Genomic DNA, 17,286 nt, shown 5'->3' with positions numbered 1-17,286 from the left:
ATGAGTGACAAAAAAGTATATTTGAAACCTAACGTAGTATTGGAACCCTTATTTGACAGATGGTATGCATGGAGCCACCTGATTTCGCCGGCAACAGCGGCTATGAATACGGTAGGAAGACACCTTACCATCATGGATTCCTACCTGGATGATCCTAATATTCATGCAGAAGCAGTGCTCAATCCGAAAATGAAGGGAGGCCCGTTTATGGACCTTGGTGGCGGTCGTGTAGAAGAAGTGGAAACATTGAAAGCTACTATTCTGAAACGGCAGGAAAAGACCATACAGTTTGCAAAGGCTGTAAAGGAACTCGATAAAATACTGGTTGCCGAAGCCAAGGGTTTTGGGCTGGAAGGGCTGTATGATAAAGTGCCGGAGATCCTGAAGGGATACGTGGAACTCTATTATGACCGTAACAACAATGCAGACTTCCGCTTCTTTGAATCACTGTTGTATAAAAGTGACTTCTATAATGAAAGTGCACAAAGTGTGGCGCTGTGGCTTACCAACAATGATCATCGCCCATTCTGTCTCAGTACCCCACGCCTCGATGAGGCTGATGTGCTGCATCTGGCGCTCCCATTTGCCCACTCTGCTATTGATCACCTGTCTGCTATGAAGAGAAGGGCGCGTCCGCTGTCCGAAATAAAAAGTATCATGGGGATCACCGCAGATCAGGAAGCTTTATTCGAAACCTTTTTCACGGAAACACCACCGCCACCTTATAAAAAATATACCGGTGACAAGATACGCATGCGCTACTTTGGTCATGCCTGTATCCTCGTGGAAACAAAAGATGTAAGTATTCTTGTGGATCCGCTGATCAGTTATTATGGTTATGATACAGACATAGAACATTTCTCTGATGCAGATCTTCCGGATGTAATCGACTATGTGCTCATCACACATAACCACCAGGATCACATCCTGTTTGAGACCCTGCTGCCGTTGCGCCACAAGATCAGGAATCTGATCGTACCGCGTACCTGCAGTGGTAAAATGGAAGATCCGGATCTGAAACAGATGTTTAATAATATTGGCTTCCGTAATGTGTTTGCCATGGATGAAATGGAAACCATCGAATTTACTGACAGCACCATTACCGCGTTGCCATTTACCGGTGAACACAGTGATCTGAACATCCTTACAAAATCCTGTTACCTGGTGCAGATCAGTGGTTTCAAATTATTGTTCCTGGCAGATTCCCGGATTGTGGAGTCGGCATTGTACAAACATATTCATGCGCAAATTGGTGATGTGGATGTATTATTCCTTGGTATGGAATGCGATGGTGCACCACTTACATGGCTCTATGGCCCATTGATCACCAAAAAGCTTACCAGGGATCAGGATGGCAGCCGCAGGCTCGCCGGATCTGATTGTGCAAAAGGCATGGCGCTTATTAATATTTTTAATCCTAAGGAAGCATATGTGTATGCCATGGGCATGGAACCCTGGCTGGAATTCATCAGTAGCATCAAATATACAGATGAATCAAATCCTATTATTCAATCAAACAAACTGGTAGAACTCTGCCAGGCCAAAGGTATTATTGCTGAACGTCTCTACGGGGAGAAGGAACTGTTATACGACAGAAAAGAAGAACTTGTAGGCTAACAGCAATAGTTCCCGTTTTCCCCGATTGATTCTTCCTGACATTACTGACGCATTTTTCCGCCCGTGTATAAATGCGATAGACCTGTTCTGTATCCGATACCGGATACGGAATAGGCATCGTATTTTCTGAACCTCAACCTCCTCTAATACTAAATACAAACTGAAAATATGAGCAAGAAACGTATCCCTGAAACAGTAACGGAACTATTGGTAAGGCTAATGGATATAAAAGATAAAGGCGTTACTTTTATTACTTCCGGCAGCAGGGAGGAATTCCTCTCTTATCATGAACTCTATACTACTGCCATATGCTGGTTATCATATCTGCAGGAGAAAGGTGTGCAACCCGGTGATGAGCTTGTATTACAGGTAGAAGACAATAAAACCTTTCTCGGTATTTTCTGGGCTTGTATTTTGGGGGGCATTATACCAGTGCCTGTTGCGGTTAATTTTCAGGGAGAAAATGCACATAAGCTTTTTAAGATCAGGGAGTACCTGAACAATCCTTATTTGTTTATTGCCCGTAACCATTTTGATAAACTGACCGCTGACCCGGCGGGTAAGGAAAACAGTGAACGTTTCAACAAAGTGTTTTTTACAGAGGACCTGCAACTGGCAGGAGGTGAAGGAACATTGTTTCCTGCCACTCCCGATACCATTGCTTTTCTGCAATTTTCTTCCGGCTCCACCGGCGAACCCAAAGGGGTGGTACTTAAACACAGTAATCTCACAGATAATATTTTTTCGGCACTCTCAGCACATGGTGTAACTAATAAAGACAGCCACCTTAGCTGGATGCCGCTTACCCATGATATGGGTTTAATTGGTTTTCACCTGTATCCGTTGGGTGCCGGCGTGAACCATTTCATCATGCCAACAGACCTGTTTATCAGACATCCGTTGTTATGGTGGCAGAAGGTATCAGATCATCGTGTCACCATCACCTGCTCTCCTAATTTTGGCTACCGGTATTACCTCAACCAGTTTACACCAGATAAGGTGAAGGATTTTGATCTTTCACTTGTACGTGTGGTCTTTAATGGGGCAGAGCCTATATCTGCAGAGTTGTGCCGGGAATTCCTGACAACGTTGGCACCATATAAGCTGCACCCGGATGCGCTGCACCCGGTGTATGGCATGGCGGAGGCAACACTGGAAATCACCTTTCCCCGTTTCTCTCCCAGGGTGCAATCAGTAGGTATCCCCAGAAATTATCTGACTATCGGGCGTTGTGTTACGGCAAAGGGAGTAATACAGCCACGACAGGCTAAAGGCGTTGTGGAGGTAGTGAATGTAGGCACATTACTGGATGGCATGGAGATTAAGATCACCAATGAAAAGGGAACAGCCCTGCAGGGAGGATTTGTAGGCGTGATCTGGATCCGTGGTAAAAGTGTAACAGGCCGGTATTACAATAATGAAGCTGCTACGAGTGCCATCATCAAAAAGGATGGCTGGCTCAATACCGGGGATACCGGTTTTATGCTGGACAACTGTTTGTATGTAACAGGTAGGGTAAAGGATATCATTATCATAAATGGTATGAACATTTACCCGCATGATATTGAACAGTCGGTTGAAATCCTGGATGGCATTGAAACCGGTAAGGTAGTAGCATGTGGAATCCCGGATGAAGAGAATGGATCTGAATTTATTGTGATGTTTGTGCTGCACAAATCTTCCATCGAGAAGTTTCTACCACAGGCAAAAATGATCAAGCGTTTTGTTGCTTCCAATCTCGGCCTGGAGGTAAAACATGTACTACCTGTACGAAAGATACCTAAAACTACCAGTGGGAAAATAAAGCGTTACCTTTTTGTAGAGGACTATCGCAAAGGGCTATACGAAGACGCCATTGCAGAATTGGCCGCCGCGGAAGAAGCGGTGGTAGTGCAACCAACAGCTGAGTTATTGCCCGCCTCACCGGCGAAGGAAACAACTGTTCCGGCAGACGCACAGGTAGCAGCAGATATTCGTGCATGGTTGCAGCAATGGTTACAACGCCGTCTGCGGCTTACGTCTGAAGAACTGGCTACCGGCAGCACTTTCAGGGAATACGGACTTACTTCCATGCTGGCCGTTTCGCTGGCCAAGGACCTTGAAACATTTCTCGCTGTACCGGTAGACAATACAGTTGTTTTTAACTTCCCTACCATTGAAGCATTGGTGGCTCATTTTTCCGGAAGGGAAGGTGTAACGCCACAGCCTTACACCGCAGTTTACAGTGGCCCGCAACAGGGCAGCAAGCCGGTAGATAACCGCATCGCTATTGTGGGTATGGGATGCCGGTTCCCGGGAGGGGCAAATAATCCGGAAGCATTCTGGAAGCTGCTGGCAGCTGGTGGCAATGCCATCAGCATTGTGCCCGAAGACCGCTGGGATGCCAACGCGTATTATGACAGGGACGAAGATGCACCAGGAAAAATGTATACCCGTCACGGTGGTTTTATTGATCAGCCGGGGGCATTTGATCCGCTATTCTTCGGCATCTCACGGAAAGAAGCATGTGGAATGGATCCGCAGCAGCGTTTGCTGCTGGAAGTATGCTGGGAAGCTTTGGAACATTCGGGTATGCCGCCATCCGGATTAAGAGGCAGCAATACAGGTGTCTTTATTGGGATGGGTTCAGATGATTACCAGTATATTATCAATAAGCAACTGGACAACACTTATTTTGAAGATGCGCTTACGGGCCTGGGAGTGGAGCGGAGCATCGCCGCAGGCAGGATTGCCTACCTGCTGGATTTTCATGGCCCCGTGCTGCAAATGGATACCGCCTGCTCTTCTTCATTGCTGGGTGTACACCAGGCATGCGCCAGCCTGCTACAGGGAGAATGTTCTATGGCACTGGCAGGTGGTGTAAACCTGATGCTCTCTCCTGATACCACGGTTAAATTATGCCGGATCAAAGCACTATCACCTGATGGTCTTTGCAAAACATTTGATGATAACGCGAACGGCTATGTGAGAGGAGAAGGAGCAGGTATCATTGTACTGAAAAGACTGGCGGACGCCATCACAGACAATGATAATATTCTGGCTGTTATCAAAGGATCTGCAGTAAATCATGATGGCCTGAGCAACGGGCTTACGGCTCCTAACGGCCTGGCACAGCAACAGTTAATAAGCAAGGCGCTGCACCAGGCAGGTATTGCGCCAGCCTCTGTACAATACGTGGAAACACATGGAACAGGCACCCCGCTGGGTGACCCGGTGGAGGTACAGGCGCTGCATGCAGTGTATGGAAATGACAGGGAAGCCTCGCAACCGCTGATGATCGGTGCGGTGAAAACCAACATCGGCCACCTCGAAGCAGCTGCGGGCATCGCTGGCCTGATAAAAGCAGTACTCTGTCTGCAACATAAACAGATTCCTGCGAGTCTGCACTTTAATACGCCCAATCATCTCATCCCCTGGCAGGACATCCCCGTACAGGTAGTGAACAACCTTACTCCCTGGAATACGACAGGTGCCAGCAGGTATGCTGCTGTTAGTTCATTCGGCCTGAGTGGTACCAATGTACACATGATCCTGGAAGAACAGCCATCGTTTGTTCCGGTAGCCCGGGATACAACAGCGTTGCTGCCATCCTTCCCGGTATTGTTATCAGCCAAAACTTTGCCTGCGCTGAAGGCGGCGGCCATACAATATATTCAGCTGTTCCGTGAAACAAAGGCGTTGCTGCCGGATATAGCGTATAGTACCGCTATTTCACGTGATGCGTTACAACATCGTATAGCCTTTGCCGTAAGAACACCTGAGGAGGCGCTGCCCTTGTTGGAATCCTTCGTAAATGAAGGTGAAAGTGAAGGGCTGGTGCAGGGTAATAGCCGGCCGGAACCTGGGAGGATCGTATGGTTGTTTACAGGAGGCGGCTCTCAGTATTGGGGCATGGGCAGGGAATTATATGAACATAATCCGGTATTCCGCAGCGTGATCGATCATTGCGATGTTTTCCTGGAAAGCAAATGGGGCTTTAGTCTGACCCACCTGTTATACAGGATTGACCAGGAGGAGGGTAACAGGATATTACTGGAAATGACCTATTTCCAGCCGGCATTATTTGCCGTTTCCTGTGCATTGGCCGCTATGTGGAAATCGTGGGGTATCATACCGGATATTGTAGCCGGACATAGTGTAGGTGAATATGCGGCGGCTTGTGTGGCCGGTGTATTCAGCCTGGAGGACGGTCTTACACTGGTAACAGAAAGATCCCGTCTTATGCAGGCGGTGGAGGAACCTGGCGCTATGGCCACTGTATTCAGCACACCAGCTGTGGTAGCGGAAGCTATCCGGCCATATGGCAATGAGCTTTCTATTGCAGCCATCAATGGACCACTACTGACTGTTATCTCAGGCCGAAAAGAGGCCGTAAGAGCAGCACTCCGTGCATTGGAGCAGGATGGCATCGAGGGCAGGGAGCTGCACATCTCACATGCTTCCCACTCACCACTGATGCAACCGGTATTGCCTGTCTTCAGAAAAACGGCTGCAAACATTACCTATCATAAACCCTTACTACACCTGGTTTCCAACGTTACCGGCCAGGTGATCACAGACGAGATTACTCATGCCGATTACTGGTGTAACCACATCGTAATGCCGGTACAGTTTTCTGCCAGCCTGGAAACGATCCGCGCTATGGAGGGGAGCATTATAATGGAGCTGGGACCACAATCGCATCTCCTGTCGATGGTGCACCTCACCGAAGCATATGATGCACATGACCTGCTGCCGTCTATGCGTCGTGAACACAGCTCCTGGACCGTTACCCTGCAAAGCCTCATGGCGTTGCATGTAAAGGGTGTACCTGTAAAATGGGAAGCATTTTACGAACATCATGTTTATACACGCGTGGCATTGCCGCTTTATCCGTTCCAGCGTTCGCATTACTGGGTAGGTGCAGGTGCCCCGCTGCCATCGGTAACTGCAGTATCTCCTGATAACAAACCGGCGCCGGTGTCCCGTGCAGCCGGTGGTCATGCGGAGATACTGGCATTTCTCAGCAGTGCAGTGGCAAAGGCGCTGAAGATGCAACCTGCAGAGATAGACGTGCATACTAACCTGTTATTGCTGGGGGCAGACTCCCTGGTATTAAGCGGTATGTTACGTACCATAGAAAAGCACTATGGCCTTAAGCTCGCCATCAAGGAATTGTTTGGTAAACTATCCACCCTGTCACATGTAGCTGAATATATTGGCGCTCATGCAGTCAGCCTGCCACCGGCAATGCCTGTATCCATACATGATATTGCTATAGGGAAAATGCCACTGCAGGAACTCACCGATGCAACAGGTGGGGCTGCCGGTGCTGATGAGCTGGATCCTTTTCTCATCATGCAACGCCAGTTCGATATCATGGCGCAACAGTTCCAGTGGTTATCACAACATTACAGGAATGGCAGGGGAGGTACATTACCGGAAACACCATTGCCGCAAAAACAGGAACCTTTACATCCTGTGCCGCCAAAGGATCCGGTGTACCGTATACCAACCAACGGTCATACTGCAAATGCTGTCAGGGAAATAATGGCAACAGATACGCTGGCAGAGAAGCTGCCAGTATACAGCAATACGCCTCTTACCTTATCCTTCAGCCAGGAACGCCTCTGGCTCATAGACCAGCTGGAAGGCAGTGTGCAGTACAATGAACGCGCCGTTTACCGGCTGAAGGGCGCGCTGGATACCGCCGCTCTTTCTGCTACCCTGCAGCATATCGTAAACAGACATGAAGTGATCAGGACGGTGATAGAAGAGGTAGACGGAAAAGCATCTCCGCGTTTGCTGAAGAAAGACAGCTGGCAGCTGGATATCATTGAAGATTATTCCTTGCTGAGAGATACCGCTGCGCTGGAAACATGCATCTCCGGATTAATTCACCGGCCTTTTGACCTGTCTTCAGAACATCTGCTGCGGGCGCACGTGATACGGCTGTCTGCTACAGAACAGGTATTGGTGTTGATCATGCATCATATTGCCATGGATGGCTGGTCCGTTAATATTCTCTTCAATGAAATGATAGAAGGATATGCCGCCTTTACAGAGGGCCGCCGGCCACACCTTGCGCCATTGCCCATGCAATACCGCGATTATGCCCATTGGCAGCGTGAATACCTGGCAGGTCCGCTGCTTACACAGGAGTTGGATTATTGGAAAAACAGGCTTTCCGGCGCCATGCAGTTAAACCTTCCGGTGGATTTTGCACGCCCCGCTTTCCAGAGTACACGCGGTACCAAACAGCTTTTCCGTATTAATAAAGCGCTTACCGGCCAGTTGCGTCAGCTATCAGCACAACAGGGTGCTACGTTGTTCATGACGCTGGTGGCAGCCTTTAAAGTGCTATTATATCGTTATACCGGGCAGGAAGATATCAGTGTGGGTACTTCCATTGCCGGTAGAACAAGAGAGGATGTGGAAGGCCTCATAGGCCTGTTTATCAATACTCTGGTATTGCGCAGCAGCCTGGGCAGTGATCCCGCTTTCACCACCTTTCTGCAACAGGTGAAGCAAACCACGCTGGATGCTTATGATCACCAGGAAGTGCCGTTTGAAAAAGTGGTGGAAGCAGTGGAAAAAGAAAGGGATATCAGCCGTACACCAGTATTCCAGGCCATGTTTGAACTATTCAATACGGCTACACAGCCATGCCTGAGCTTTGGTGAGGTGGCCGTGGAAAGAAAAAATCCACCGCATCAGACCACCCTGTTTGATATCAGTTTCTGTTTCCGGGAAGATGAAGAAGGCCTGGATGGTTATGTGGAATATTGCACAGACCTCTTCAACGATGTTACCATCACCAGGATGATCAGCCATTACGAACAGCTGCTCCGGCTGATTACACAGGCGCCCGCTTCCAGGATCACGTCGCTGCGTATGTTACCCGCCGAAGAAGAACAACAATTGCTTTCAGCATTTAATAGTAACGTGGTCGCCTATCCGCATACCAGCAACCTGGTAGCGTTGTTCAGCGGTCATGCGGTAAAAACACCGGATGCCACCGCATTGGTATTTGAAAATACACGTATCACTTATCGCGAACTGGATCAACGTTCCAACCAGCTGGCTGCCTGGCTGCGCAGCAAAGGTGTTACCAGGGATACGTTGGTTCCCTTGTGTATAGAACGTTCTCCTGCAATGGTGATTGCCGTATTGGGTATTATGAAGGCAGGCGGTGCATACGTGCCGGTTGACCCGACCTACCCGGCAGAAAGGATCACCTACATGCTGCAGGATACCAGCGCCCAAATACTCGTAACCAGTGATGCCTGTCTGCAAAAGACAGGGAGGTTGCCAGGTATGGATATCATCTCACTGGATGGTGACAGCAGTATCATTGCCCGGCAGTCTGTAGCAGCAATAGATCAGGAGATAGCTCCGGGTGATCTTGCCTACGTGATCTATACTTCCGGTTCCACCGGCCAGCCAAAGGGAGTAATGATAGAACATGCCGGCATGCTCAATCATCTCTATGCTAAAATTAATGACTTACGTATCACCGATACTTCCGTGATTGCCTATACAGCTGCGTTTACCTTTGATATTTCTGTATGGCAGATGTTTGCGGCACTGTTATGCGGCGGTACTACCATCATCTATACGGATACGCTGATTTTAAACCCGGCGGCGCTGATGACAGACGTAGACAGGAGCGGAGTTACTATCCTTGAACTGGTGCCTTCCTACCTGGGAGTAGTATTACAGGAAAATGTACCGGTGGCGCTGACTTCGCTGGAGTTCCTGCTGGTAACAGGAGAAACTGTCAGCAGGCATTTGCTGGCACAGTGGTTTAAACGCTACGCTAATATTCCTGTTGTAAATGCTTACGGCCCCACAGAAGCATCTGATGATATCTGTCATTACATCATGCATGAAACACCGGCACATAATAGTGTGCCTCTTGGTTCGCCTGTGCAGAACCTGCAGTTGTATGTAGTGGACCAGCAGATGCAGCTATGCCCCGTGGGCGTGCCTGGTGAGATCTGTGTTTCTGGTATCGGGGTAGCCAGGGGATACCTTAACCGTGCTGCACTTACAGCAGAGAAATTTATCAATAACCCATTCCCTGCAGGTGGCCGTCTTTACAAAACCGGTGATCTTGGCAGGTGGCTTCCTGATGGTAACATAGAATACCTGGGACGTATAGACGAACAGGTGAAGATCCGTGGTTACCGTATAGAGTTGGGTGAAATAGAAAGTGCACTGCAGCAGTATGCCGGTGTAAGCCAGGCTGTAGTAGCTGTGAAAACAGATGATAATGGTAACAAGGTGCTCATCGGATATATTGTACCCGATGCAGCTTTCAATGAGGCGGGCGCACTTGTTTACCTGAAAGATATCCTTCCGGAATACATGGTGCCGGCATTGCTGATCACTATTCCGAATATTCCGCTGACAGCCAATGGCAAAATAGACCGGCGTGCCTTGCCCGATCCCGACACATCCGCACTCTCCACTACCGAATATGTGGCACCACGCAACGAAACAGAGTTGGTGCTGGCCGGTATGTGGCAGGAGTTGCTGGACATACCACGGGTAGGCATATACGATAATTTCTTCCGTTTGGGAGGGCATTCATTGCTCGGCATGCGTATGATTTCCGGTCTGCGTAAAAAGCTGGAGGTAGAAATTGTACTGAAGTCCGTGTTCCAATATCCAACGATTGCGGAACTCGCATTACACCTGCGTGAACAACAGCGTGGAGAACTGCTGCCGGCGGTAGAAGCGCTGGAAAGGCCGGCACGTATACCATTATCGTATAGCCAGGAACGTTTGTGGTTCATTGATCAGCTGGAAGGCAGTGTGCAATACCACATGCCAGGTGTATTCAAACTTACAGGTGTTCCTGATATCGTGTTGCTGGAACGTTGCCTGCAGGCAGTTATCAACCGCCATGAAGTACTGCGCTCTGTGATCCTGCAGGAGCAGGAACATCCTTACCAGGTAGTGCAGGAAAAGGATGGTTGGAAACTGACGGTGGTGGATGATGATACACTTAAAACAGATCCTGCTGCACTCGAAGCATTTATTACCTCGCTGGTGTTCAAACCCTTTGACCTGGCGAAGGATCATATGATCCGGGCCCAACTGATCCGGCTGGCAGACGATGAACATATCATTGTGTTCACGATCCACCATATTGTAGGAGACGCCTGGACATTACCCATTCTGATCAGGGAAATATCAGACCTCTACACCAGTGATATAGAAGCACGTATTGCGGCCATGCCGCCATTGCCTATCCAGTATGCGGACTACGCCATCTGGCAGCGTACCTATATTGCAGGTGCGGTATTGAACCGACACCTGTCTTACTGGGAAGAAAAATTATCGGGGCTGGAATCATTGAACCTGCCTACCGACTTTACGCGTCCGGCAATACAAAGTATTCGTGGCGCCAAGAAGACATTCCGCCTGAGCCGCCCGTTGCGCGACCAATGGCAGGTACTGGCAGATCAGCAGCAAACGACATTGTTCATGGCGCTGCTCTCTGCCTTTAAAGTATTACTATACCGTTACAGCAGGCAGGAAGATATTTGTGTGGGTACTTCCGTTGCGGGGAGAACACGGGAGGAAACAGAAGGCCTCATCGGCTTCTTTGTAAATACACTTGCGCTGCGCAGTGACCTCGGTAGTGCACCTTCCTTTATATCGCTGCTCCAGCAGGTAAAACAAACCACGCTGGATGCATATGAGCACCAGGAAGTTCCGTTTGAAAAAGTAGTGGAAGTGGTAGAGAAGGACAGGGATATGAGCCGCACCTCCATTTTCCAGGTGATGTTTGAACTGTTCAACACACCACAGGCGCCGGACCTCAGCCTTGCTAACCTGCATCTTTCCCAGCTTCCGGTAGAACATATCACTACCCTGTTTGACCTTAGCTTTTGTTTTGAAGAAGATGAAAATGGACTGAACGGGTATGTAGAATATTGTGTGGACCTGTTTACAGAAGATACTATTGTGCGGATGATCGCGCATTATGAACAGCTGTTATGGTCTATCCTGCAGGCACCTGCAAAGCCACTGAGTGCTTTCTCTATGTTAAGCAGGGAAGAAGAACAGCAGTTGCTGGTGACCTTCAATGATAACAACGTTGATTATCCAAAGGATAAAACATTGCTCAGCCTTTTCCATGAGCAGGCGTTGCGTACACCGGATGCGACAGCCATCTTGTTCGGGAATACCCGTGTTTCTTATCGGGAACTTGATGAGCGGTCCAACCAGCTGGCACACTATTTTTACAGCAAAGGTATCCGTGATGAAGCGCTGGTGCCCGTTTGTATAGAGCGGTCGCCGGAAATGCTCGTGGCCATTTTAGCAGTGATGAAAGCTGGTGGTGCGTATGTACCGGTAGATCCTGCCTACCCGGCAGAAAGGATTGCCTATATGCTGGAAGACTGCGGTGCAAAGGTGCTGGTAACGAGTACGTATACACGTGAACGGTTGCAACTGCCCGAACAGGTAGAGGTGCTGGAAACCAATGGTACCGCTGTACTGGCAGCAGCGCTGCCGGCTACACCGCCGGAGGTGGCTGTTACACCAGCCAGCCTGGCCTACCTCATTTATACTTCCGGTTCTACCGGCAGGCCCAAAGGGGTGATGATTGAACACGGCGGTATGCTTAATCACCTCTATGCAAAGATCAATGACCTTAAAATGGACGCTTCTACCGTGCTTGCCTATACGGCGTCCTATACTTTCGATATTTCTGTATGGCAGATGTTCGCTGCACTAATACATGGCGGACATTGTGTTATTTACGGCGAAGATCTCATCCTTGATCCATCTAACCTGATACGTGCGGTAGACAGGGATCGGGTGACCATACTGGAGCTCGTACCTTCTTATCTCTTCACCGTATTACAGGAAGAAACAGGGGTATCGCTCAGCCACCTGCAATACTTGCTGGTAACGGGTGAGGTGATCCATCAGCATGTGCTGGCGCAATGGTTCCGCCATCCGTTATTTGGTCGTATTCCGGTAGTTAACGCCTATGGCCCTACAGAGGCTTCCGATGATATCTGTCATTACCTGATGAATGAAACACCGGCGCGTATCAATGTACCGCTCGGTAAGCCAGTACAGAACCTGCGCATCTATATCCTGGATCATTCGTTGCAACTATGCCCGGTAGGCGTAGTGGGCGAAATATGTGTATCAGGAATAGGTGTAGGCCGCGGTTATCTCGGGCAACCTGCTTTGACAGCAGAGCGTTTTATCAAAGATCATTTCAGCGCAGATCCCACTGCACGCATCTACCGCACAGGTGATCTCGGCCGCTGGCTGCCTGATGGGAATATTGAATGCCTCGGCAGGATAGACGACCAGGTAAAGGTGCGTGGTTACAGGATTGAACTCGGTGAAATAGAAAATGTACTACAGCAGAGTGAACTGGTAAACCTGGCAGTGGTACTGGTGAAAACAGATGGTAATTCCAAGAGTCTTGCCAGCTACTATGTACCCGATCAGCAGGCGTTGAGACGTACAGAACAAACCCTTTACCTGAAACAGGCAGAGGACTGGCATGAGCTGTGGGAAGCAGAATATAATACTACACAGGAAGAAGGGATATCACCGGATGAGTTTAACCTCACCGGATGGAATGACACCTTCACCGGTAAGGCTATCCCGGAAGAAGATATGCAGAAGTGGCTGGATGATATTGTGCGGGTGATCTTATCTGAAAAACCCAAACAGGTATTGGAGATAGGATGTGGTGCCGGGTTGATCTATTACCAGCTGGCGCCGCATATCAGCAAGTATACCGGTGCAGATTTTTCCAGCGTATCCGTGGGACAGATCCGCAGCAGGATCAGCAGGGGAGAAAGGGAGTTCCCGGAAACCGTGCTGAAAGTAGCTGCCGCGCATGAAGTAAAACTGGACGAGGGGGAATGGGTGGACCTTGTGGTGATCAACTCCGTGGTACAATATTTCCCTGGCGAACAATACCTGAGTGGAGTACTGGCTAACAGTATCGGCTATATGAAAAATGGTGGACGTATCGTGATAGGAGATGTGAGAGACCATCGTTTGCTGAAAGCGCTGAAAAGCCGGTTGTCGTTGGGTAAGTTCCAGGAGAGGGCCGGCAAGCGGGAGTTTGCATGGGGAGTGGATATGGAAATGCTGAAAGAAGAAGAACTGTGTTTCTCACCGGAATATTTTTATAACCTGAAAGATATTTATCCGCAGATCACACATGTGGATATCCAGCTCAAACAAGGTGGTTACATTAATGAACTAACGCTGTACCGTTATACCGTAGTGATCTATGTAGGCATTGAAAAGCCGGTGGCTACACCGCCATGGCAATCGTGGGATACTTTAACAGATCTGCAGCCGGTAATCGCACAACTGCGTGCGCGCGTTCCCGTTATAGCGCTGAAGGATATGCCTAACCCACGCCTGTGGAAGGAAATTCAGCTTGAACGTGGCCTGAAGGAGCCAGCCGTGATTACCGTACGTGACCTTGCCGGTTATATTGAACATCCCGACAGCCAGGCAGTGGCTATCAATGACCTGTTGCAGGTAGCTGAAGACAACGGATACTATTTCCGTTACCAGCTCGATGAAAATCCATTTAAGGTAAACCTGCTGCTGGAGCAGGTGCCACAGGATGCTTTTGTTACCGGGGTATATGCAGATGGAGATCATGCGCCATTTGCACCTACCACCAACATCCCTTTGTATGGCGATGTGTGTGAACAGCTGGAACAGGAGATCCGCAGCAGCCTGTTGAAAAGGCTGCCGGAGTATATGGTGCCATCTATATTTGTACCGCTTCAATATCTCCCTTTAACAGCCAACGGTAAAATAGACCGTAAGTTCCTCAGTCACCGCGAAGACCTGCATCGCAAAAGTATGATCAATTACCAGGCACCAGTAACGGACCTGGAGATGCAGCTGGCTGCCATCTGGCAGGTGCTGCTGGGAGCTGATCGTATAGGCGTGCACGATAACTTCTTTGAATCCGGCGGGCACTCTTTGCTGGCTACCAGGGTGGTATCTGCTATCCGTAAGGATATGCAGGTGGAACTGACCGTGAAGGATTTCTTCCTTTATCCAACTATTGCACGGCTGGCAGTGTATATCCGCGAAAAAGCCAGCGGGCCGGTATTGCCACCGATAAAAACAGGACTAAGGACCAGCGAAATACCTTTGTCTTTTGGACAGGAGCGCCTCTGGTTTATTGACAGCCTGGAAGGCAGTGCGCATTATCACCTGCCCGCTGTATTCCGCCTGAAAGGAAACCTGAATTTAACCGCTTTGTCTGATGCACTCCGCACAATTGTAAACAGGCATGAAGCACTCCGCACCGTGATCCTGCAAACAGCCACTAACGCCTGCCAGCAGATAATGACGACAGATGGCTGGCAACTGCAGATCATGGATGAGCCACTGCTCCGGGAGGATGCGGACGCGCTGCAAACCACTATCACATCACTCATTGCCGCACCATTCAATCTCTCGGCAGATTATATGATACGCGCTACCGTTATCACACAGGCTGACGGTGAATACCTGTTAGTAGTAGTGATGCACCACATTGCCTCCGATGGATGGACAGTAGGGATCATTGTCCGGGAACTGGAAGAATTGTATGCAGCGTATAGTGGTAACCGTGAGCCACAACTCAGCACATTGCCGGTACAATATGCAGACTATGCTATCTGGCAACGTAAACATCTGTCCGGAGAAATATTTACCCGGCAGCTGCAATACTGGAAAAATAAACTCGAAGGGGTAACTGCCCTTAACATACCAACAGATTTTGCACGTCCGAATATTCAGAGCATCCGCGGTGCTACCAAGTACTTCAGGCTGGAACCTGCACTCATAGCACCGTTGCAGGCATTGTCGCTGGAACAGGGTACTACGTTGTTTATGACCCTGCTCACCGCACTTAAAGTATTGCTGTATCGCTACAGCGGACAGGATGATATCTGTGTCGGTACACCTATCGCAGGTAGAACACAACAGGAAACGGAAGGGCTGGCAGGCTTTTTTGTAAATACATTGGCGCTGCGCAGTGACCTCAGTAATAACCCGCCGTTTACCACCTTCCTGCAGCAAGTGAAACAAACCATGTTGGGCGCCTACGACAACCAGGATATTCCATTTGAAAGAGTAGTAGAAGTAGTGGGCAGGGAAAGGGATATGAGCAGAAGCCCATTGTTCCAGGTGGTATTCGCCTACCAGAATACTCCTGATGCAGGAGATATGAGCCTGGGTGATGTAACAGTTATCCCACAGCAGGTAGAAAATACTACTGCCAAATTTGACCTCACTTTTATCCTGCAGGAAAATGCAGATGGCATTGTTGCCGACCTGGAATATTGTGTGGACCTGTTTGAAGCAGCTACCATAGAAAGGTTGATCAGTCATTTCCGCCAGTTGTTGTTGTCGGTAGTACATACGCCAACAGCACAGATAGGCGCCCTGCGCATACTGCCGGCCGCCGAAGAGCAACAATTGCTGGTTAATTTCAACAGCAGCATCACCGGTTACCCGCGCGATAAAAATATCATAGACCTGTTCACCAGGCAGGTAGTACAAACACCAGATGCAATTGCCCTGGTATTTGAAGATGCTTCAGTTACTTATCGTGAGCTGGACGAACGTTCTTCTCAACTGGCACACTACCTTATCAGTAAAGGTGTACAGGCAGAAACGCTTGTGCCCATTTGTATAGAAAGGTCGCTGGAAATGATCACCGGTATCATTGGTATTCTGAAGGCAGGTGGTGTATATGTGCCTATGGACCCGGACTACCCGGCAGAACGTATTGACTACATGCTGGAAGATACCCGGGCTGCTATCATTGTAACCAGTAATGCCAGTGCAAACCGCTTCACTACTGCCCTGGATATCATCCGCCTGGATGGCGATGCTGATGTCATCAGCAGTTATCCATCTACAACGCCTGATATCGCAGTGCGTCCGGAGCAACTGGCCTATGTGATTTATACCTCCGGTTCTACCGGCAAGCCCAAAGGGGTAATGATCGAACACAGGAATGTAGTACGCCTGTTTGAAACAGATATTCCGTTGTATGATTTTAACGCTGCAGATGTTTGGACGATGTTCCATTCGTTCTGTTTCGACTTCTCAGTATGGGAAATGTATGGTGCTTTATTTTACGGGGGCCGTGTGGTCATCGTACCCAAACATATTGCACAGGATACTGTCGCCTTTGGTGAGCTGATCCTGGCGCAGGGTGTAACAATACTAAACCAGACGCCTTCTGCATTTTATGTATTACAGGATCACCTTACTGCCCGTAGTGCTACAGTGCCGGTACGGTATGTGATCTTCGGTGGGGAAGCGCTGAATCCTGCACGTGTAAAACCCTGGCTGCAGCAATACACTGATAGCCGCTTGATCAACATGTATGGTATTACTGAAACCACCGTGCATGTTACTTACCAGGAACTCACATTGGGTATGGTAAGCAGCAGCAGTGTGATCGGTAAGGCGATTCCGACACTGAGTCTGTATGTGCTGGATCCTTACCAGCAGCCGGTACCAGTGGGCATTGCCGGTGAAATGTATGTAGGGGGAGATGGTTTGGCCAGAGGTTATTTAAACCGTCCTGAACTGACGGCTGCACGTTTCATCAAGGATCCTTTCAGCAAACATGCGGACGACCGGCTTTATCGTACCGGTGATCTCGGC

At 49.1% G+C, this 17,286-nt stretch carries 2 protein-coding genes (1 of these 2 only partly in view); both read left to right on the top strand.

Translation table 11 applies throughout. The features are described 5' to 3' along the window. Complete coding sequence (locus AC1DCV_RS04640; protein WP_477022077.1) at nucleotides 1–1,617, top strand: MBL fold metallo-hydrolase; 1,617 nt, start codon at nucleotides 1–3, stop codon at nucleotides 1,615–1,617. Nucleotides 1,618–1,785: 168 nt separating this feature from the next. Beyond that, nucleotides 1,786–17,286: the 5' portion of a non-ribosomal peptide synthase/polyketide synthase gene (locus AC1DCV_RS04635; protein ID WP_477022076.1), read on the top strand. It continues 12,921 nt past the right edge of the window; only the first 15,501 of its 28,422 coding nucleotides appear in the window; the start codon lies at nucleotides 1,786–1,788; its stop codon lies beyond the right edge, outside the window.

It is taken from the genome of Chitinophaga sp. 10T418, assembly GCF_056394125.1.
This window is presented reverse-complemented; position numbering and strand designations above follow the sequence as displayed.